Annotated in this window: 18 protein-coding genes; 15 read left to right on the forward strand and 3 right to left on the reverse strand. The window is 55.5% G+C overall.

The genetic code is table 11. From position 1 onward, the window contains the following. From nusA to phhA, 12 genes are all read left to right on the forward strand, one after another. Positions 1–1,204: transcription termination factor NusA (gene nusA, locus QE270_RS02885; RefSeq protein WP_300034885.1), on the forward strand; the 1,204-nt coding region annotated here is incomplete at its 5' end. Positions 1,205–1,235: 31 nt separating this feature from the next. After that, a complete protein-coding gene (locus QE270_RS02890) occupies positions 1,236–1,892 on the forward strand; it encodes a DUF448 domain-containing protein (RefSeq protein ID WP_300034888.1) in 657 nt (218 codons plus the stop codon). A 21-nt stretch (positions 1,893–1,913) separates the two neighbouring features. After that, the gene (infB, locus tag QE270_RS02895) at positions 1,914–4,415 is read left to right on the forward strand and encodes a translation initiation factor IF-2 (protein ID WP_300034891.1); all 2,502 of its coding nucleotides are present in this window, start codon (positions 1,914–1,916) and stop codon (positions 4,413–4,415) included. Positions 4,416–4,444: 29 nt separating this feature from the next. After that, positions 4,445–4,873, forward strand: a complete 429-nt coding sequence (rbfA, locus tag QE270_RS02900; RefSeq protein WP_300034894.1) for a 30S ribosome-binding factor RbfA — start codon at positions 4,445–4,447, stop codon at positions 4,871–4,873. Continuing rightward, positions 4,873–5,454 (forward strand): thymidine kinase, encoded by a 582-nt coding sequence (locus tag QE270_RS02905; RefSeq protein WP_300034896.1) that lies wholly within the window; start codon positions 4,873–4,875, stop codon positions 5,452–5,454. Before rbfA ends, QE270_RS02905 begins: the two co-directional genes overlap by 1 nt. A gap of 6 nt (positions 5,455–5,460) precedes the next feature. After that, positions 5,461–6,408 carry a tRNA pseudouridine(55) synthase TruB gene (gene truB, locus QE270_RS02910; protein WP_300034899.1) on the forward strand — a complete coding sequence of 316 codons (948 nt, stop codon included), beginning with the start codon at positions 5,461–5,463 and terminating at the stop codon, positions 6,406–6,408. A gap of 16 nt (positions 6,409–6,424) precedes the next feature. Next, complete coding sequence (gene rpsO / locus QE270_RS02915) at positions 6,425–6,694, forward strand: 30S ribosomal protein S15 (protein WP_300034902.1); 270 nt, start codon at positions 6,425–6,427, stop codon at positions 6,692–6,694. Between the two features lie 199 nt (positions 6,695–6,893). Continuing rightward, on the forward strand, positions 6,894–9,218 hold the full coding sequence (pnp, locus tag QE270_RS02920) for a polyribonucleotide nucleotidyltransferase (RefSeq protein ID WP_300034905.1): 2,325 nt from the start codon (positions 6,894–6,896) through the stop codon (positions 9,216–9,218). Between the two features lie 213 nt (positions 9,219–9,431). After that, entirely contained in the window at positions 9,432–10,226 is a 795-nt protein-coding gene (locus tag QE270_RS02925) for an outer membrane protein assembly factor BamD (RefSeq protein ID WP_300034908.1), read from the forward strand. A 4-nt stretch (positions 10,227–10,230) separates the two neighbouring features. Continuing rightward, positions 10,231–11,886, forward strand: a complete 1,656-nt coding sequence (gene recN, locus QE270_RS02930; protein WP_300034911.1) for a DNA repair protein RecN — start codon at positions 10,231–10,233, stop codon at positions 11,884–11,886. A 33-nt stretch (positions 11,887–11,919) separates the two neighbouring features. Beyond that, complete coding sequence (gene ligA / locus QE270_RS02935) at positions 11,920–13,965, forward strand: NAD-dependent DNA ligase LigA (protein WP_300034914.1); 2,046 nt, start codon at positions 11,920–11,922, stop codon at positions 13,963–13,965. A gap of 51 nt (positions 13,966–14,016) precedes the next feature. Further along, the gene (phhA, locus tag QE270_RS02940; RefSeq protein WP_300034917.1) at positions 14,017–14,850 is read left to right on the forward strand and encodes a phenylalanine 4-monooxygenase; all 834 of its coding nucleotides are present in this window, start codon (positions 14,017–14,019) and stop codon (positions 14,848–14,850) included. A 26-nt stretch (positions 14,851–14,876) separates the two neighbouring features. Here the strand turns inward: phhA and QE270_RS02945 are convergent, their stop codons facing one another. Together QE270_RS02945 and QE270_RS02950 are read right to left on the reverse strand one after the other, a co-directional pair. After that, positions 14,877–15,857: a 50S ribosomal protein L11 methyltransferase gene (locus tag QE270_RS02945; protein ID WP_300034920.1), complete on the reverse strand. Its 981-nt coding sequence runs from the start codon at positions 15,855–15,857 to the stop codon at positions 14,877–14,879. Beyond that, positions 15,847–16,539 carry an SDR family oxidoreductase gene (locus QE270_RS02950; protein WP_300034923.1) on the reverse strand — a complete coding sequence of 231 codons (693 nt, stop codon included), beginning with the start codon at positions 16,537–16,539 and terminating at the stop codon, positions 15,847–15,849. The genes QE270_RS02945 and QE270_RS02950 overlap by 11 nt, the downstream gene beginning before the upstream one ends. A 303-nt stretch (positions 16,540–16,842) precedes the next feature. Between QE270_RS02950 and sdhC the strand changes: the two genes are divergently transcribed. Genes sdhC through sdhA form a run of 3 tightly spaced genes read left to right on the forward strand, consistent with a single transcriptional unit; the run spans position 16,843 to position 19,477 of the window. Further along, positions 16,843–17,286, forward strand: coding sequence for a succinate dehydrogenase, cytochrome b556 subunit (sdhC, locus tag QE270_RS02955; RefSeq protein ID WP_300034926.1), 444 nt, complete (start codon positions 16,843–16,845; stop codon positions 17,284–17,286). Then, positions 17,286–17,675, forward strand: coding sequence for a succinate dehydrogenase, hydrophobic membrane anchor protein (sdhD, locus tag QE270_RS02960; protein ID WP_300034929.1), 390 nt, complete (start codon positions 17,286–17,288; stop codon positions 17,673–17,675). The genes sdhC and sdhD overlap by 1 nt, the downstream gene beginning before the upstream one ends. Next, positions 17,675–19,477: a succinate dehydrogenase flavoprotein subunit gene (sdhA, locus tag QE270_RS02965; RefSeq protein WP_300034932.1), complete on the forward strand. Its 1,803-nt coding sequence runs from the start codon at positions 17,675–17,677 to the stop codon at positions 19,475–19,477. The genes sdhD and sdhA overlap by 1 nt, the downstream gene beginning before the upstream one ends. Here the strand turns inward: sdhA and QE270_RS02970 are convergent. Next, on the reverse strand, positions 19,452–20,459 hold the full coding sequence (locus tag QE270_RS02970; RefSeq protein WP_300034935.1) for an LLM class flavin-dependent oxidoreductase: 1,008 nt from the start codon (positions 20,457–20,459) through the stop codon (positions 19,452–19,454). The genes sdhA and QE270_RS02970 overlap by 26 nt on opposite strands. Between the last annotated feature and the right edge of the window lie 13 nt (positions 20,460–20,472).

Here is a 20,472-nt window from a genome sequence, read left to right on the forward strand (position 1 = left end):
GTTCAAGGATCGTACAGGCGAAATTATCACAGGCGTGGTGAAATCGGTCGAGTTTGGCCATGTTGTCGTCGATCTTGGCCGGGCAGAAGGTGTTATCCGCCGTGACCAACAGATCCCTCGCGAAGTTGTGCGCGGTGGTGATCGCGTCCGTGCGCTCATCATGAAGGTGCAGCGCGAAAATCGCGGCCCGCAAATCCTTTTGAGCCGCGCGCATCCTGATTTCATGAAGAAATTGTTCGCGCAGGAAGTTCCCGAAATTTATGACGGGGTCATCGAAATCAAGGCCGCTGCTCGCGACCCGGGCAGCCGCGCTAAGATCGGTGTGATCAGCCACGATAGCAGCATCGACCCCGTTGGCGCTTGCGTTGGTATGAAAGGTAGTCGCGTTCAGGCCGTCGTGCAGGAAATGCAGGGCGAAAAGATCGACATCATTCCATGGTCGGAAGATACAGCAACTTTCATCGTAAACGCGCTTCAGCCAGCAACGGTGAGCCGCGTTGTGATCGACGAAGAAGAAGGCCGCATCGAAGTTGTTGTTCCTGACGATCAATTAAGCCTTGCGATTGGCCGGCGCGGACAGAATGTCCGTCTCGCATCGCAGCTGACTGGTCGTGGCATCGACATCATGACCGAAGCGGAATCGAGCGAGAAGCGGCAGAAGGAATTTGTCGAGCGTTCCGAAATGTTCCAGCAAGAGTTGGACGTTGATGAAACACTTGCCCAGTTGCTGGTCGCCGAGGGCTTTAGTGAACTCGAAGAAGTCGCTTATGTCGATCCGTCGGAAATCGCCGCAATCGAGGGCTTTGATGAAGGTCTGGCCGAAGAACTCCAGAGCCGTGCACAAGAAGCGTTGGATCGTCGCGAAGAGGCTAACCGAGCCGAACGCCTCGAATTGGGCGTGGAAGATGCCGTTGCGGAATTGCCAATCCTGACCGAAGCGATGCTGGTGGTTCTGGGCAAGGCTGGCATCAAGACGCTCGACGATCTTGCTGACTTGGCTACCGACGAGCTGATTCAAAAGGCACGCGAGCCGCGCCGGAACGAACGAAGCGATCGTGAGATGCGCCGTAATCGTACGGAAGACAAGGCCGGCATTCTAGCGGTTTTTGGTCTTTCGGAAGAGCAGGGCAACGAAATTATTATGGCTGCCCGCGCACATTGGTTCGAAGAGGAGGACGCGATTGCAGCGGACGACTCTCAATGAGAACCGACACTCCCCAATAAGGAAGTGCATATTGTCAGGTGAGCATGGGACTCGTTCCCAGCTCATCCGGCTTGCGCTCGGCCCCGATGGCAGCATTGCCCCCGATTTGTTCGCGAAGGCGCCCGGCCGTGGTGCATGGATTGGCGTATCCGGCGAAGAATTGTCTAAAGCGCTCACCAAGGGCAAGCTTGCCGGCTTGCTACGTCGCGCGTTCAAAACTGACAAAATCGACATTATCGATGACCTGACTGGCCGCATTGATCGCGGGCTCGAAAAGGCATTTCTGGATCGGTTGGGGTTGGAAGCAAGGGCAGGGCACCTTATTTTGGGGGCAGAGAAGATCGATTCCGCATCGCGCAGCGGTCAGGTCCGGCTGTTGCTGCACGCTTCCGACGCCAGTGCCGACGGCAGTGGCAAACGTGACCAGGCCTGGCGGGTCGGTGCGGGTGCCGAAGGTTCCGGAAAGGGCGGTTTGAAACTGCCCGTAGACCGAGATGCACTCTCGGCGGCGCTTGGGCGGCAGAATGCTGTACATGTCGCGTTGATTAACCAAAAAGCGGCGGACAGGGTGATGCATCATCTTGGACGCTGGCTAAATTTCAAAGGATGCAGTAATGCACCTCAGGATTCCGCTGCTTCGGCAGTGGACTTGCGGAGCAATGACGCTGACATCTCCGCAATTGACTGAGTAAGGACGGGTTCTGTTTCGATGAGTGATGATACCAATAATAAGCCGACTTTGACGCGCAAGCCGCTCACTTTGAGCCGCTCGCTGGAGTCGGGGGAAGTCAAACAGACCTTTAGCCATGGCCGCACCAATAAGGTTGTGGTTGAGGTGAAGCGCAAGCGTCTCGTGGGCAAACCAGGTTACGCACCCGAGCCGGAAGTCGCAGAACCTCAACCGCCGGCGCCTGTTGTAGCCGCTTCAGCGCCTGCGGCGCCTGCGCCACGTCCGACCGGCAATGATATGCTGAGCCGTCAGGAGCGTCAGGCAAAGTTGCTGCGCGAGGCAGAAGAAGCTCGCCTTTCAATGCTTGAAGAAAGCGGCCGCCGGGAAACTGAACAACGCACCCAACGCGCCCAAGTAAATCGTCAGGAGGCCGCTGCTGCGCCGCCTCCACCACCCGTTGCAGAAGATGTTATTCCTGTCGTAACTGCTCCGGTCGAACCCCTCGCTGAAGATACAAACAAGGACGGTGCGTCCCCCGCGCCGCGTCGCTTTTCGCCGGTTGAAGCGCCAAAGCGCCCTGAGCGTGAGCGTGAAGACGTCAAAAAAGCTCCGCAGCGCCCAACGCGTGGTGCAGCGGATGACCGCCGCCAATCTGGCAAGCTAACCGTTACGCGTGCGCTTGAAGGCGACGATGGCGCGCGCGCGCGTTCGCTTGCGGCGCTGAAGCGTGCGCGCGAAAAAGAAAAACGTTCGCATGGCGGAGGCAACCGGCAGGCACAGGTCAAGCAAACACGCGATGTGGTCGTGCCAGAAACCATCTCGGTGCAAGAACTTGCTAACCGTATGGCGGAAAAGGGCAGTGATCTTGTGAAGGCGCTGTTCAAGATGGGCATGCCCGTCACGATCAACGAAACCATCGACCAAGATACCGCAGAATTGCTCGTCGGAGAGTTTGGCCACAACATCACACGCGTGTCGGATGCCGACATTGATATCGTTCATGATGAGGACGTAGACGCGACTGAAACGATGAAGTCACGTCCTCCGGTCGTGACCGTGATGGGGCATGTCGACCATGGTAAGACATCGCTTTTGGACGCCTTGCGCGGTGCAAATGTTGTAGCTGGCGAAGCTGGCGGAATTACCCAGCATATTGGCGCGTATCAGGTGAAGGCAAAGGATGGCTCTGTCATCACCTTCCTCGATACCCCAGGGCACGAAGCGTTCACGCAAATGCGTCAGCGCGGTGCATCGGTAACGGATATCGTGATCTTGGTCGTGGCAGCCGATGACGGCCTGATGCCGCAGACGATTGAAGCCATTAAGCATGCCAAGGCTGCCAATGTGCCGATGATCGTGGTCATCAATAAGGTCGATAAGGAAGGCGCAAATCCACAAAAGGTGCGTGAGCGTCTGCTTGAGCATGAAGTTGTCGTGGAAGCTATGGGCGGTGAAGTTCAGGACGTCGAGGTTTCGGCGCTCAAGAAAACTGGCCTTGATACCTTGCTTGAAAAACTAGCTTTGCAGGCAGAAGTCATGGAATTGAAGGCCAATCCCGATCGCGCGGCTGAAGCCGTTGTCGTCGAAGCCCAATTGGACAAGGGCCGCGGCGCTGTAGCAACCGTGCTCGTGAAGCGCGGCACGCTGAAGCGCGGCGATATCTTCGTTGTCGGCGCACAAAGCGGCAAGGTTCGGGCTTTGGTGAACGACAAGGGGCAGCAAGTTTCGGAAGCTGGCCCCGCGACACCTGTTGAAGTGCTTGGCCTAACCGGTGTTCCATCGGCAGGCGACGTTCTTACGGTGGTTGAAAACGAAGCCCGCGCCCGCGAAGTTGCATTGTACCGTAAGGAACAGTCGACCAAAGTCCGCACGGCGCAGGTCACGCCAAATCTTGAAAATCTGTTCGATAATCTGTCCGCAACGCGTGCGATGGAATATCCGGTGGTTATCAAGGGCGATGTGCAAGGTTCGGTCGAAGCGATCGTCACTGCGCTCAACAATATCTCGACTGACGATATCAAGGTCCGCGTATTGCTGGCGGGTGTTGGTGGCATCACCGAATCCGATATGTTGCTTGCCGCAGCTTCGAACGCGCCACTTATCGGTTTCAACGTGCGTCCAAACGCCAAGGCAGCCGCCTTGGCCAAGCGTGACCGCGTACGTCTTAAATATTTCGACGTGATCTATCACCTGACCGCAGACATCGCTAAGGAAATGGCGGGCGAATTGGGACCAGAAATTATCGAAACCGTCGTTGGGCGTGCCGAAGTAAAAGATGTCTTCAAATCGGGCAAGCGCGACAAGGCTGCTGGTCTTTTGGTCACAGAAGGTATCATCCAAAAGGGCCTTTACGCGCGTCTTACCCGCGAAGACGTCATTGTGTCCAAAACCACGATTGCATCGCTGCGCCGCTTCAAGGACAATATCGACGAAGTCCGTGCTGGCCTCGAATGTGGTGTCGTCTTGGCGGATACCAACGATGTCAAGGCAGGCGACATGCTTGAAGTCTTTGAGATCGAGGAGCGTGAACGGACGTTGTGATTTTAGCTCGGTCCTGAGAGTCGTGAATTATGGCTAAGCATAACGATACAGGCCCTGAGGGCCGCTCGGTCCGCCTTCTGCGCGTGGGTGAGCAATTCCGGCATATATTGTCGGAACTGCTCGCGCGTGGAGAGGTGCATGACGATATCCTCAACAGCCATAGTGTAAGCGTAACTGAAGTGCGGATGTCGCCTGATTTGCGGCACGCGACAGCGTTCATTAAACCGTTGCTTGGGGTGAACGAAGCTGTCGTCCTTAAGGCTCTGCGCACCAACACAGCGTTTTTCCAGAAGGAAGTCGCTGCCCGTGTGAGCATGAAATACGCCGCGAAGCTGAAATTCCTCGCGGACGATAGTTTTGACCAAGCAACCCATATCGAAGGCTTATTGTCGCAGCCAAAGGTTCAGCAGGACCTGACGGAGGATGAGGTGAGCGATCAAGCTGGCGACGCTACGTAATGGCAAAGCTGTATTTCTATTATGCATCGATGAACGCCGGCAAATCGTCCACATTGTTGCAGGCGGCGTTCAATTATGGCGAGCGCGGCATGACGGTAATGCTTTGGACCGCAGCAATTGATGATCGCCCCGGTTTCGGCGCCATCAGTTCGCGTATTGGTTTGGCGGGTGATGCAAGCCGGTTTGAACCCAACATAGATATTGAAAAGGCAGTGCTTGCCCAGCAGCAGGAAACACCTTTGGCTTGCGTGCTGATCGATGAAGCGCAGTTTCTAACAAAGGAGCAGGTATGGCAGGCGGCCAGCCTTGCGGACAAGGCGTGCATTCCGGTGGTATGCTATGGCCTGCGCACCGATTTTCAGGGTGAGCTGTTTCCTGGTTCAGCTGCACTTCTTGGGATCGCAGACAATTTGATCGAGTTGAAAGGCGTTTGTGATTGCGGTCGTAAAGCGACAATGAACTTACGCGTGGATGAATTTGGCAAAGCTGTAGTCGATGGCGCGCAAACTGAAATCGGTGGCGACGATCGCTATGTTGCGATGTGCCGCAAACATTTTAATGAGGCGCGGGCAGGACGATAGATCAGCATGCATGGCTGGATCATCCTTTATAAACCGCTCGGGCTCGGCTCAACGCAGGCGGTTGCAGCCGTAAAGCGCAATTTGCGTAGCGCTGGCTTTGGCAAAGTTAAGGTCGGGCACGGCGGGACACTTGATCCGCTAGCAACTGGCGTACTGCCCATCGCGTTGGGCGAAGCGACCAAATTATGCGGGTGCATGCTTGATGCATCCAAGACCTATGATTTCACCATAAGTTTTGGGATTGAAACCAGCGGCTTGGACGCCGAAGGGCAGATTGTCGCTACGTCTGACCATCGTCCGACGATGAGAGAGCTTGAGGCTGTTCTTCCAAAGTTCACTGGCCAGATAGAGCAAATTCCACCTGCTTATTCCGCCATTAAAATAAATGGAAAGCGCGCCTATGACCTTGCTCGGGCAGGTGAGGTCATTGAAATGAAGTCGCGCGTAGTGACGGTCCACGACATTTCCGTCAGTCATGCTGAACGTGTTTCAATTGCGGTGACTGGCGTTCCAGAATCTTTCATTCAGCGTGACGACCTGTTGAATACGGTCACACTCACCGCCGACGTTTCCAAAGGCACATATATCCGCAGCCTAGCGCGTGACATCGCGCATGCGCTTGGGACGGTTGGGCATGTTTCGATGCTGCGCCGCACGCGTGCCGGGCCGTTCGCCCTAGAAAGCGCGATTTCGCTAGACAAACTGAATGCATTCGGCCAAGAAGCCGTCCAAGAAGACATTATCTTGCCGATAGAGGCAGGGCTGGACGACATCCCGGCTCTGGATCTCTCCCCGGAACAGGTAAGGGCGGTTCAACAGGGCCGCGTCTTGACCGGGATTGCCATGAAAGATGGGCTACATTGGGCGAGGGGCGCAGATTTGCGTCCTATCGCACTGGTGGAGAACATCGACGGAACATTGAAAACCGTCCGTGGCTTTAACCTTACTCCATGATGTTCGAAGGAAAAATATGACGATTACTGCAGAACGTAAAGCCCAGGTCATCAAAGAGCACGCACGCGAGCCTAACGATACCGGATCACCAGAAGTGCAGGTTGCAATCCTGACTGACCGTATCAATGGCCTGACTTCCCATTTTAAAGATCACCACAAGGACAATCATTCGCGTCGTGGTCTTCTCCAGATGGTCAACAAGCGTCGTTCGCTTCTCGATTATCTCAAAAAAATCGACGGCGCGCGTTATGCCGCCCTTATCGCGAAGCTTGGTCTTCGTAAGTAAATTCACTCTCGGCCCGCTTTGGCGGGCCGTTTGCGTATTGCGTCTCCTGAATATGTTTTGGGGGAGCATGAACAGGGCATTCCAGCAATGAGGCTGGACTGCCATCGGGGCTCGAAAATGCCCCATCCGCGGCGGATCGGTGTGTCCGCAACTCAAGAGGCCCCGCATCGCATTGGGCATGCGGGTCAGAGGAAAATCTATGTTTAATACGAAAACTGTATCAATCGAGTGGGGCGGACAAACCCTGACACTCGAAACGGGCAAAGTTGCTCGTCAAGCTGACGGCGCTGTTATGGCGTCGCTTGGTGAAACTGTTGTGCTTTGCGCGGTTACCGCCGCAAAGTCAGTGAAGGATGGTCAGGATTTCTTCCCGCTAACCGTTCACTACCAAGAAAAATATTCCGCAGCTGGCCGTATTCCCGGTGGCTTTTTCAAGCGTGAACGTGGTGCGACCGAAAAGGAAACGCTGGTTTCGCGTCTGATCGACCGTCCGCTTCGTCCGTTGTTCCCAGAAGGTTTCTACAACGAAATCAATGCGATTGCGCAAGTTCTTAGCTATGATGGCGAGAATGAGCCTGACATTCTGGCGCTCGTCGCCGCGTCGGCCGCAATGACCATTTCGGGCGTTCCTTTCATGGGCCCAATCGGCGCAGCACGCGTTGGTTACCTGAACGGCGAATATATTCTGAACCCAACCGACGAACAGGTAGCCGAAGGCGACCTCGATCTGGTCGTTGCGGCGACTTATGACGCAGTGATGATGGTGGAATCCGAAGCCAATGAGCTTTCGGAAGAAATCATGCTTGGTGCCGTCCTGTTTGCGCATGACGCATGTAAGGAAGTCGTTAAGGCAATCATCAAGCTTGCAGAGCAAGCTGCGAAGGAGCCTTGGGCAATGGCTGAGCAGGCTGATCTGTCAGCTGCTAAGGACAAGCTCAAGAAACTTATCGGTAAGGATATTGCCGCAGCGTATAAGCTGACGGACAAGTCGGCACGTTCAAACGCACTAAATGCGGCGCGCGCTGCTGCGAAGGTAGCGTTCACCGATGCAAGCCCGCAGGACCAAATGGCCGCTGGTAAACTGATGAAGAAGCTTGAAGCTGAAATCGTGCGCGGGGCAATCCTTAAGGACGGTACACGCATCGACGGACGCACAACTTCGCAAATCCGTCCAATCTTGGCAGAAACGCATTTCTTGCCACGTTCACACGGTTCGGCGCTGTTCACACGTGGTGAAACGCAGACCATCGCGACCTGCACCTTGGGTACCAAGGACGCAGAGCAGATGATCGACGGTCTTGGTGGCCTGCATTATGAAAACTTCATGCTGCATTACAACTTCCCGCCTTACAGCGTTGGTGAAGTGGGACGCTTCGGCGCACCAAGCCGCCGCGACATCGGCCATGGTAAGCTTGCATGGCGCGCGCTGCACGCCGTGTTGCCAACCAAGGATGAGTTTCCTTACACAATCCGTATTACTAGCGACATTACCGAATCCAATGGTTCATCGTCGATGGCGTCGGTTTGCGGCGGAAGCCTTGCAATGATGGACGCTGGCGTGCCAATCAAGCGCCCGGTTTCCGGTATCGCAATGGGCCTTATTCTTGAAGGCAAGGATTACGCCATTCTGTCCGACATCTTGGGTGACGAAGATCATCTTGGCGACATGGATTTCAAGGTAGCGGGTACATCAGAAGGCATCACCACGATGCTGATGGACATCAAAATCGCCGGTATTACCCGCGAAATCTTTGAAGCTGCATTGAACCAAGCCAAGGAAGGCCGCGCGCATATCCTTGGTGAAATGGCCAAGGCGCTGGGCGAAGCCCGCGGTGAATTGTCCGCGCACGCTCCACGTATCGAAACAATGCAGATCGACAAAGCGAAGATCCGCGACATCATCGGTACCGGCGGCAAGGTCATTCGCGAAATCGTTGCGACTACCGGTGCAAAGGTCGATATTGATGATGAAGGTCTTATCAAGATTTCGTCGTCCGATATTGCGCAGATCGAAGCTGCACGTAAGTGGATTTCCGGCATCGTTGAAGAAGCAGAAGTCGGCAAGGTCTATGACGGTAAGGTCGTGAACCTTGTTGATTTCGGGGCATTCGTGAACTTCATGGGCGGCAAGGACGGTCTCGTCCATGTCAGCGAAATGCGCAACGAGCGCGTTGAGAAGGTCACGGACGTTGTCAGTGAAGGCATGGACGTTAAGGTTAAGGTTCTGGAAATCGATCCGCGCGGCAAGGTTCGCCTGTCGATGCGCGTCGTTGACCAGGAAACCGGTGAAGAGTTGGAAGACACACGCCCACCCCGCGAAAAAAGCGAGCGCAGCGATCGTGGGCCCCGTCGTGAAGGCGGCGGTGGTGGACGCGGCGAAGGCCGTGGCGACCGTGGTCCGCGTCGTGATGGCGGTGGACGTGGTGAAGGCCGCGGCGACCGTGGTCCACGCCAAGAGCGTTCAGAAGGCGAAAACAAGGGCGGGGGCGATCCCGACCATGTGCCAGCTTTCTTGAAAGACTAAGCCTAAAAGGCTTGTGGCGGTACTTCGCCCACACTGATTATCCTGTAAAAGGATAGAGAGGAAAGGGGCTGCTTCGGCGGCCCCTTTTTTCGTATTTCATCCGTAAACAGTTCATGACCGATACAGGAGGTTTCCGCCACGGTTCTGCGGTCTTTATGCGCAGAGCGAAGCAAAAGGCTTGGCGGAGCGGACAAGATTATCTAGGGAACATTCATGAACAAAAAATTCCTCGTGCCCGTGGCGGTATTGGCCGCATCTTCCATGCTTTCTGGTTGCGCCGTACTCGGTCTGGGCGGCGGTGGGGCAAAGCCGGGCAGTAATACCCGTTATGTCGCGCGTGACGTGAATACGCTATATGCAGCGGCCAAGAACAAGCTTGATAACAAGCAATATGAAGTTGCCGCAGCTTTGTTTGATGAGGTTGAGCGCCAGCATCCTTACTCCCCTTGGGCGCGCCGTGCTCAGCTGATGAGCGCGTTCAGTTACTATATGGCGCAGAAGTACAACGAGTCGATTCAATCGTCGCGCCGCTTTCTGTCGATCCACCCCGGCAACAAGGATGCGTCTTACGCCTATTATCTGATCGCTTTGTCCTATTATGAGCAAATTAGCGATGTGACTCGCGACCAGAAGATTTCCGAACAGGCGCTTGCAGCTCTTGGTGAAGTGCAGCGTCGTTATCCCGCGTCGCGTTATGCGTCTGATGCGACGTTGAAGATCGATCTTGTTCGTGACCATTTGGCCGGCAAGGAAATGGAAATTGGCCGCTTCTATCAACGCCGTGCGCTGTGGCTCGGGTCATCGTTGCGCTTCCGCGAAGTGGTTGAGAAATATGACACGACCACGCACGCACCAGAAGCTCTGTATCGCTTGACCGAAAGCTATCTTGCGATGGGCGTGCCGGAAGAGGCAAAGAAGGCAGCGGCCGTGCTGGGCGCCAACTATCCGGGCAGCGAATGGTATGCCCGTGCCTATAACCTAATGCAGAAGAACGCGCCCGCCGCGTAATGCCATGCTAACGGGGCTCTCGATCCGCGACGTCGTGCTGATCGAGGCACTGGACCTAGAGTTTGCAGGCGGACTTGGCGTTCTCACGGGTGAAACCGGGGCGGGTAAATCTATATTGCTAGACGCGCTTGGTCTTGCGCTTGGCGCGCGCGCGGATAGCGGGCTTGTAAGGTCAGGCGCGGAAAAGGCGCAAGTAACGGCCAGCTTTGAATCGCCCGCGTATGTTGCGGCGTTGCTTGCAGAGAACGACATCGACATTGAGATGGATGAGCCTTTAATCATTCGCCGGTCCGTAAAGGCCGATGGCGGTAGCAAAGCATTTATCAATGACCAGCCGTGCTCGGCGGCACTTTTGCGGGAAGTCGGGGCGGCTTTGGTCGAAATCCACGGCCAGCATGATGATCGCGGTATGTTGAACGCACGCGGGCATCGCAGTTTGTTGGATGCTTTTGGCCGAAGCGATACCGCAACCGTTTCCGCCAAATTTGCTGCATGGCAGGATGCTAAATCTCGGCTCGATATTGCCCGCGAGGCTTTAGAAAATGCGGCGCGTGATCGTGAGTGGCTTGAACATTCGGTTTTGGAACTCGCGGCATTCCATCCGCAGCCAGGCGAAGAAGAGCAGCTCGCTGGTGAACGTTCCGACATGCAAAAGGGCGAGCGCATTGCCGAAGACTTAAAGACGGTGCTGGAAAGTTTTGACGGACCCAAAAGTGGTCTGTCACTCATTCGCAGTGCAGCCCGCAAGCTTGACCGATTGGCGGATGCCCACCCCTTATTGGCCGAAGCGCTGACGTCACTGGACCGCGCCGTTATTGAAGCAAGCGATGCCGAAGATAAATTGAACGCGGCGGCACGCGCTATCGAATATGAACCAGCACGGCTTGACGAGATTGAGGAGCGCTTGTTCGAGCTGCGGGCACTGGCGCGTAAGCATAATATCGCCCCCGATGGCATCATCGCCTTGCAGGAAAGGTTGACGGCACAGTTGCAGTCCATTGAGGCCGGAGGCGAAGGACTTGTTTTGCTTGAGGCTGAGGAGGCGGCAAAGCACAATGCCTATGTTCATTCCGCGAGCGCATTGTCCGCAGCCAGGGCGGCGGCTGCGGTAAAGTTGGATGCAGCCGTTAAAAACGAGCTCGCCCCGCTGAAACTTGATGCCGCGCAGTTTCAAACGGCAGTGGAGAAGTTACCCGAAGACCGATGGACCGCATATGGCATGGACCGCGTCGAGTTTCTGATTTCGACCAATCCCGGCGCGCCATTTGCGCCGCTGGCTAAAATTGCATCTGGTGGTGAATTGTCCCGCTTCATCTTGGCGCTGAAAGTTGCCTTGGCGGAAGAAGGGGGCGCTGCCACGATTATCTTCGATGAAATCGACAGAGGTGTGGGTGGCGCTGTAGCCGCCGCGATTGGCGAACGCCTTGCGCGCTTGGCCACCCGCACGCAATTATTGGCTGTTACCCATAGCCCGCAAGTCGCTGCAAAGGGGAAGGCGCATTATTTTATCGCGAAATCCAGCCAGGGCACTGTAACACGGACCGGTGTCACCTTGCTTGATGCCGAGGCACGTCGGCAGGAAATCGCACGAATGCTCTCTGGGGCAGAGGTGACCGATGAGGCTAGAGCGCAGGCAGAGCGCCTGTTGGAAATAGTGTAAACCAGTGCGTTTATTTTTTGCCGGAGTGGATGCGTGACTGAAGCAGATGCAGCCAATGAGCTTATGCGGTTGGCGAGACAGATTTCGTACCACAATAAGCGTTATCATGCCGAAGACGCGCCAGAGATATCTGACGCGGAATATGACGCGCTGGTGCGCCGCAATACGGAACTGGAGATGGCATTCCCACACCTCGTGCGCGCGGATAGCCCCAACAAACAGGTTGGCGCTGCGGTGGAAGGTTCGGGCCTCAAGAAGATCACCCATGCTAAGCGGATGATGAGCCTCGACAATGCGTTTGAGGCGCAGGACATCCATGATTTTGTTGCCCGGGTCCGCCGGTTTTTGAACCTGCCAGCAGATGCAGATGTTGCGATGACAGCGGAGGACAAGATTGATGGGCTTTCGCTGTCGTTGCGATATGAACAAGGTGTCCTGAAACAGGCCGCGACGCGCGGCGATGGTAGCGTGGGTGAAGATGTGACCGCCAACGTCGCCTACATCGTGGACATTCCACAACAGCTCAAAGGCCACGTTCCAGATATCTTCGAGATACGTGGTGAGGTTTACATGGCGAAGTCCGACTTTGCCGCGATCAATGAAACGCAAAAAGCAAAGGACGGAAAGCTTTTTGCCAACCCGCGCAATGCAGCTGCTGGGTCGCTAAGGCAAAAGGATGCGAAGGTAACGGCGTCGCGCCCATTACGTTTTCTTGCACATGGCTGGGGTGAAGTAAGCGCATTACCCTTCGATACCCAAAGCAAAGTTATGGCAACGATTGCGGCATGGGGTGTGCCTGTGTCGCCGTTGTTATTATGTTTCGACCATGTTGAAACCGCCTTGGCGCATTATGCAGACATTGAGCGGCGCCGCGCGGATTTACCCTATGACATTGATGGCGTTGTCTACAAGGTTGACCGCTTGGATTGGCAAGATCGGCTTGGCTTTGTCGCCAAATCACCGCGCTGGGCGATCGCGCATAAATTCCCTGCAGAGCGCGCGGAAACAACGCTGGAGCAAATCGATATTCAGGTGGGTCGCACCGGTAAGCTGACCCCTGTCGGCCGTCTCGCGCCCGTTACAGTGGGCGGCGTGGTGGTGTCCAACGTTACGTTGCACAACCGTGACGAGATTTACCGTCTGGGGGTGCGCCCCGGTGACCGCGTGTTGGTGCAACGGGCAGGGGATGTCATTCCCCAGATCGTGGAGAACCTGACGCGTGAGACAGCGCGTTCTGCCTATGCATTTCCGTCACTTTGCCCGGAATGTGGTTCCGAAGCGGTTGCGGAAGAGGGCGAGGTGGATGTGCGCTGCACTGGCGGGTTGATTTGTCCGGCACAGCGGGTGCAACGCCTCATCCATTTTGTCAGTCGCGGCGCGCTGGACATTGAAGGGCTTGGCGAGAAGACCATTCAAGAGTTTTTCGATCTTGGGTGGCTCGAAAGCCCTGCAGATATTTTCCGGTTGCGCAGCCGCCGTAGTGATATTCTATCGCGCGGCGGATGGCAGGATAAGTCTGTGGATAACCTGTTGGCAGCGATTGAAGCTACGCGTGCGCCCGATGGCGCAAAATTGCTTTTTGGCCTTGGTATCCGGCATATTGGCACCGTCACGGCGCGTGATTTGTTTAAGGCCTTTGGGTCGGTCGCCGAAGTTGGCAAAGTCGGCCAAAGGCTCGCACAATCCGATGAGGGGGTCATTGCGGACGTTACGGCCATTGACGGGGTCGGCGGCGCGGTCGCCGAAGCATTGGGGGGTTTTTTCCACGAGCCGCATAATCTGTCGGTTTGGAATGACCTTTTGAACGAGGTTCAGCCGCCTGCTTATGTGTCGAACATTCGCGAAAGCGCGTGGACGGGAAAAACGATTGTTTTCACAGGCAAGCTCGAAACCATGAGCCGCGAGGAGGCCAAGGCGCAAGCAGAGGCGCTTGGGGCGAAATCAGCAGGTTCAGTGAGTGCCAAGACCGACCTTGTCGTGGCTGGCCCAGGTGCGGGGTCGAAATTGAAACAAGCAACAGCGCTTGGTATTCAGGTTATAGACGAAGCCGCTTGGGCGAATATCGTCGAAAGCGCGTAAATCTAACACAGGGCGGTTGCTGCCAAGTGGTTTCAAGTGTAACCAGTTGGCATGAAAAATATCAGCCACGTCTATGAAACGCCGCCTGCCGGGGCGAATACAGATTGGACCGTGCCGCAAAACTGGGACAGGTTCAGCGCGGATGAGCATGCCATGTGGGACACGCTGTTTGCTAGGCAGACTGCGATGCTGCCTGGGCGCGCCGCCGACGCCTTTTTGCGCGGTATCGATGTGCTTAAGCTCTCTCGTCCCGGCATTCCTGATTATCGCGAATTGAATGCACAGTTAATGGCGGCAACGGGCTGGCAGATAGTCGCTGTACCTGGCCTTGTACCAGACGCCGTGTTTTTCGACCACCTTGCCAATCGGCGGTTCCCTGCTGGAAATTTTATCCGGACGCCGGAACAGTCGGATTATCTGCAAGAGCCTGATGTGTTTCATGATATTTTTGGACATGTTCCCATGTCGGCCGATCCCGTATTTGCCGATTATATGGTGGCTTATGGCAAAGGCGGGCTGCGTTCGCTTGGCTTTTGCGCGCTTGATCATCTGGCGCGATTATATTGGTATACAGTGGAATTTGGTCTGATTAAACAACCCAACGGCATGCGCATTTATGGCGCCGGCATCGTTTCAAGTTACGCCGAGAGTATCTTCGCTCTGGAAGACCCTAGACCCAACCGTATCGCGTTCGACCTGCTTCGGGTCATGCGAACACATTACCGGATCGACGATTTTCAGCAGAACTATTTTGTCATTTCCAGTATCGACGAATTGTTAACCGTTACTGTGGAAACAGACTTCGCTCCGCTTTACGCGCGGCTGGACATACTTCCTGATATCGCCGCAAGCGAGGTTTTGGCGAATGATGTGCTGATTGCGTAACGTCAGCAGGCCTTTCTAAAGATTTTCTACCATGTTCCAAAATCGCCGGGCGGCTGGCTGGTTCGACCAGTGGCCCGCGTTGGACGCTTCCAGCTATAGGACCTGCGCTTTACCAGCCACAAACATGGCCAGTCGCCGCGATCAACGCGCTTTTGTAAACGAAAACCCTGACGTCTGTAGGCCCAGACGACCGCTTTTGCCTGCGTGTTTAACAATCCGGCCAGTATGAGGGAACCGCCATCGTCTACAATCTCTGCAAGTGAGGGCGCGAGTTCAATCAACGGGCCAGCAAGAATGTTAGCCGTAACAAGGTCGTAGGGCGCGCGTGAGGCGATAAGTGGGTGCGCAGTGCCTTCGGCTACACAAAGCGCAATTTGGCCCTGAGAAACGCCGCAAGACACGTTGTTGGCATTGGCATTGCCTGAGGTGACCTCAACACTTACGGGGTCAATGTCAGACGCCGTCAGATATGCTTTTGGCCACAAGCTGTGTGCAGCGAAAGCGAGCAGGCCAGTGCCCGTTCCAATATCAGCGATCAGGTCAAACCTTTTGCCAGCGCGCTTCATGTCGTCGAGCATTGCCAAGCAGCCGCTGGTGGTCTCGTGGCCGCCAGTGCCAAAGGCGCGACTGGCTTCAATCAGGAAAGGCGTGGCGCCTATGGGTACCTTGCCTTTGTTGGAACCGGTGTGAACATAAAAGCGGCCGGCATGGACGGGTTGCAAAGCTTGCTGACTGATAACAACCCAGTCAGCGTCGGGTAGCTTTTCTACAAGTGGCTTTGCCTTTGCTGCGCTGCTTATGCGGCTTTGGACGGCATTGATGACAGCTTTGCTTGGGTTGACGGAGAAATACGCATCCAACTGCCATTTGTCATCGTTAAACGCCTCAACTTCGTCGGCGACGATTGTGGGCATTGGGTCAAGCGATGCCAGCCATTCATCGTCGTCATGTATTGCCTCGGCCTCCGCACGGGTACAGGGAAACCGTACCTTCCAATTACCGGACATAGCTGGCGCCATTAACGTCAAGCACCGCCCCCGTCATAGAAGGCGGTGCGTCGAGTGAACAGAATTTGGCGATTGCCGCGACTTCTTCGGGATCTGCAACTTTACCCAGTGGGATATCGGCGAGCAATTTGTCGCCACCGCGGCTTGCCATATAATCCTCAGCCATTCCTGTCATGGTAAAGCCTGGGCAGATGGCGAAGGCATAAATACCATCTTTGGCATAAGCGCGCGCGATTGATTTGGTCATCGCGACCATGCCTGCCTTTGAAGCGGCATAATGCCAATGGGCAGGGCTGTCGCCCCGATATGCCGCGCGGCTGGCGATGTTGACAATGCGGCCCGATGCCCCGCTGGCTTGCCAATGCAGCACCGCGCGTCGGCATAGGTCAGCGCTGGCGGTCAGGTTGATTTGCATGGTGCGGTCCCAGCTTGCCAACCATTCCGCGTGGGCTCGCGTGATGGGATTTTCTTCAAAAACGCCAGCATTGTTAACGAGGACATCGATGCGGCCGCCTAAAGCTGAAAGCGCGTCGGCCCAAAGTCGTGCGGGCACTGCGGGGTCGTTCAGGTCGCCGTCCTTGCTGGAGATTGCGACCACGGTCGTTGTGGCTGGGTCAAAGCTTGCAGCAATGGCGGCGCCGATTCCGCGCGAGGCACCGGTGATGAGGATATGGGTTTTCATCCATGCTGCTTTTCACAGCGTCGATAAAAATTCAACCAAAGTTATCGAACGAGGTTACCAACAAATCGGGTCGCATCTGCCTAAAGCGATCAAAACGTATCGCCCAACGCATCATACCCGCCTTCAAGTAACATGATTTTGGATACGGCATTGCTGGTGCCTTACCGATCGGGGGAAAACCTAATTGAGCAAATTGGTTGACGAATTTTGCTTTTCGCAAAGTGCGGGCCTTGCACGATGCGGCTAATCGATTAAAGAGATAAAGAATGTCGAAGACTGACAATTATTAAGGACGCTGAACTTATGGCGAAAAACCCGAACCGACCGCTTTCACCACATTTACAGGTGTATCGTTGGTCGCCGCAGATGGCGGTTTCGATTTTCCACCGTGCAACCGGGTTCATATTGGCGACTGCCGGCATGATGACGTTGTTATGGTGGCTGTCGGCAATCGGTGGTGGTGCAGAGAGCTATGCGACATTTGAAAAATATGTTGTGTCGGCTGGGGCCGACGGCAGCGGTGTTCAGATCGCCAGTAACTGGTTCTTCCGCCTTGTTGCCTTGGCCGTCACCTTCAGTTTCTTTCAACATTTGGCGTCTGGCCTTCGCCATCTCGTCCTAGATATCGGCGCAGGGTATGAATTAAAGACGAACCGTACATGGGCATCGGTTGCATTTGTTGCAGCCTTTTTTGCAACTGCATTCGTGGCCCTGTTTGTGGCATCGCGCTTTATCGGAGTTTTGTGATGGACAGTAGAACAAATATTGGCCGCGTGCGTGGCTTGGGTTCGGCAAAGCATGGCGGGGAGCACTGGCTTAAGCAGCGCCTGACTGCGGTTGGTAATATGCTACTGACGACTTGGTTCGTGCTGTCCTTGTTCATGATCCCAAGTTTTGAACATAGCGCACTTGCCCAGTGGCTTGCCCAGCCGCTGGTGGCGGTTCCAATGATCTTGATGATCGCGAACATATTTAGCCATGTCAGGCTGGGTCTTCAGGTATTGATCGAAGATTATGTCCATGACGAGGGCCTCAAATTCGCCGCAATGACACTCCTTAGTTTCTATGTCATTGCGAGTGCCGTGTTCGGCATTTTTGTTGTCGCAAAACTTGCATTTACCGGAGCGCTCGCCTGATGTCAGACGCATATAAGATTATTGACCATACATATGACACCGTCGTTGTCGGCGCCGGCGGATCGGGTCTGCGCGCCACTATGGGCAGTGCGGAAGCTGGTTTGAAGACGGCTTGCATTACCAAGGTTTTTCCAACCCGTTCGCATACGGTGGCCGCGCAAGGCGGTATTGCCGCGTCTTTGGGCAATAACTCGCCAGATCATTGGACCTGGCACATGTATGACACGGTCAAAGGCTCCGACTGGCTTGGCGATCAAGATGCCATCGAATATATGGTCCGTGAGGCCCCTGCAGCGGTATATGAGCTTGAACATGCTGGCGTGCCATTCTCACGCAATTCAGACGGCACTATCTACCAGCGCCCCTTTGGCGGGCATATGCAGAATATGGGTGAAGGCCCACCAGTTCAGCGCACTGCTGCTGCAGCAGATCGAACAGGCCATGCCATGTTGCATGCCTTGTACCAACAGAGCCTGAAATATGACGCGGATTTCTTTATCGAATATTTCGCGCTCGACCTGATTATGGAAAATGGTGAATGCCGCGGCGTGATCGCCATGTGCATGGAAGATGGCAGCATCCACCGGTTCAAGAGCCACGCCGTGGTGCTAGCAACTGGCGGCTATGGGCGCGCCTATTTCTCCGCGACATCGGCGCACACCTGCACGGGTGATGGTGGCGGTATGGCGCTGCGGGCTGGCTTGCCACTGCAGGATATGGAGTTTGTCCAGTTTCACCCAACCGGCATTTATGGCGCTGGCGTGTTGATTACTGAAGGCGCACGCGGCGAGGGCGGTTACCTGACCAACAGCGAAGGCGAACGCTTCATGGAGCGCTATGCCCCATCAGCCAAGGATCTCGCATCACGGGATGTTGTCAGCCGTTCCATGGCGCTAGAAATGCGCGAAGGCCGCGGCTTAGGTGCGCACAAGGACCATATCTACCTTCACCTCGACCATATCGATCCCGCGGTATTGGCGCAGCGTTTGCCCGGCATTACGGAAAGCGGAAAGATTTTTGCGGGTATCGACCTTACGCGTCAGCCACTGCCGGTGACACCGACTGTCCACTATAATATGGGCGGCATTCCGTGTAATTATCATGGACAGGTTGTAACTAAAATGGGCGATGATCCCGAAGTGATCGTTCCTGGGCTTTACTCCGTTGGTGAAGCAGCCTGCGTTTCTGTGCATGGTGCAAACCGCTTGGGATCAAACTCGCTCATCGACCTTGTGGTGTTCGGACGTGCTACTGGTTTGCATCTAAAGTCATCACTCACCCCCGGTGCGCCGCATAAGGCATTGCCAACTGACGCCGCTGACTTGGCGCTGTCGCGGGTAGACAAGTTTCGTGGCGCAAAGGGCGGTTCGCCGACCGCAGAGATCCGCTTACAGATGCAGCGCACGATGCAAAAGCACGCCGCGGTTTTCCGCGACACGGCCTTGCTGAAAGATGGCGTGACCGAAATGCAGAAGGTAAACCAGCGTCTGGCTGACGTTCATGTGACCGACCGCAGCCTGATCTGGAACACTGACCTTATCGAAACGCTTGAGCTCGATAACCTCATGGCGCAGGCGGTGTGCACAATTGAAAGCGCAAACAACCGCAAGGAAAGCCGCGGCGCCCATGCGCATGAAGATTTCCCAGCGCGTGATGATACCAATTGGATGAAGCATACTTCTTCATGGTTCGATGGCTGGGGCGGTTCAGGCGGCAAAGTCAAAATCGACTATCGCCCGGTCCATGATTACACCCTGACCGACGAAGCAGAGTATATTAAGCCAAAACCACGCGTTTATTGATCGTCTCAAAAACGGAGGCTGTGATGTGCAGGCTCCGTTTTCGGTTTGCATGATCAAAAATCGAACAAGCGACGATGATTTCGTTAGCTTGTGTGCGTGCCTGAAACGCCTGAACCGCTGACTTCACGGTGTCGGCTGCACCAATGGCGCTGGCGGACAAAACATCATTCAGAGCTGATGCAAAATGCGGGGGCAGGGAGGCCACATAGCCCTCCACCGGCGGCGGCAATTGGCGTGGATTGCCCGTGCGCAACGCAACGAAGCTTTGCATCAACGAGCTTGCCAGATATTCCGCCTCCGCGTCGGTTTCCGCCGCGATGATATTGAACGCGGCAATCGCATGCGGCGCATCAAGCACGGCGCTTGGGCGAAAGTGGCTGCGGTAGATGTGTAGCGCCTCATCCAGCATTTGTGGCGCAAAGTGGCTGGCAAAGGCGAAGGGAAGGCCCAATGCTGCTGCGACCTGCGCGCCGTAGAGGCTGCTGCCCAAGATAGAGAGTTGCACATTCGCGCCAGCGCCCGGCGTGGCGACGATACCCGTTTTGCCATCATCGGCGAAATAACTTTGTAATTCCATCACATCGCGCGGGAAAGCATTTGGGTCGCTGTCGAGCGTCCGCCGGATCGCGGCCGCGACGAGTTGGTCGCTCCCCGGCGCACGGCCAAGCCCTAAATCAATTCGGCCGGGATACAGCGCATCCAATGTTCCAAACTGTTCGGCAATGACCAAGGGGGAATGGTTGGGCAACATGATGCCGCCCGAACCAACACGCATCGTCTTCGTTGCTGCCGCAATGTGCCCGATGACAACGCTGGTCGCAGCGCCCGCAATTCCGCGCATGCCGTGATGTTCGGCGACCCAGTAGCGGGTGAAGCCAAGGCTTTCCGCATGCGCTGCCAGATCAGCCGCGTTGGCCAATGCGGAAGAGACGTTACCGCCTTCAACGACAGGTACGAGATCAAGAATGGAAAATGCAGTCATGGTTCTTAAATGG

The sequence above is a fragment of the Sphingorhabdus sp. genome (genome assembly GCF_029865925.1).
Lineage (GTDB): Bacteria > Pseudomonadota > Alphaproteobacteria > Sphingomonadales > Sphingomonadaceae > Sphingorhabdus_B.

Coding starts and splice junctions, on each gene's coding strand:
- sdhD (WP_300034929.1), top strand. CDS start 17,286: ATGGACAGTAGAACAAATATTGGCCGCGTGCGTGGCTTGGGTTCGGCA.
- sdhC (WP_300034926.1), top strand. CDS start 16,843: ATGGCGAAAAACCCGAACCGACCGCTTTCACCACATTTACAGGTGTAT.
- recN (WP_300034911.1), top strand. CDS start 10,231: ATGCTAACGGGGCTCTCGATCCGCGACGTCGTGCTGATCGAGGCACTG.
- rpsO (WP_300034902.1), top strand. CDS start 6,425: ATGACGATTACTGCAGAACGTAAAGCCCAGGTCATCAAAGAGCACGCA.
- QE270_RS02970 (WP_300034935.1), bottom strand. CDS start 20,459: ATGACTGCATTTTCCATTCTTGATCTCGTACCTGTCGTTGAAGGCGGT.
- phhA (WP_300034917.1), top strand. CDS start 14,017: ATGAAAAATATCAGCCACGTCTATGAAACGCCGCCTGCCGGGGCGAAT.
- QE270_RS02950 (WP_300034923.1), bottom strand. CDS start 16,539: ATGAAAACCCATATCCTCATCACCGGTGCCTCGCGCGGAATCGGCGCC.
- QE270_RS02925 (WP_300034908.1), top strand. CDS start 9,432: ATGAACAAAAAATTCCTCGTGCCCGTGGCGGTATTGGCCGCATCTTCC.
- sdhA (WP_300034932.1), top strand. CDS start 17,675: ATGTCAGACGCATATAAGATTATTGACCATACATATGACACCGTCGTT.
- QE270_RS02945 (WP_300034920.1), bottom strand. CDS start 15,857: ATGTCCGGTAATTGGAAGGTACGGTTTCCCTGTACCCGTGCGGAGGCC.
- rbfA (WP_300034894.1), top strand. CDS start 4,445: ATGGCTAAGCATAACGATACAGGCCCTGAGGGCCGCTCGGTCCGCCTT.
- truB (WP_300034899.1), top strand. CDS start 5,461: ATGCATGGCTGGATCATCCTTTATAAACCGCTCGGGCTCGGCTCAACG.
- infB (WP_300034891.1), top strand. CDS start 1,914: ATGAGTGATGATACCAATAATAAGCCGACTTTGACGCGCAAGCCGCTC.
- QE270_RS02905 (WP_300034896.1), top strand. CDS start 4,873: ATGGCAAAGCTGTATTTCTATTATGCATCGATGAACGCCGGCAAATCG.
- pnp (WP_300034905.1), top strand. CDS start 6,894: ATGTTTAATACGAAAACTGTATCAATCGAGTGGGGCGGACAAACCCTG.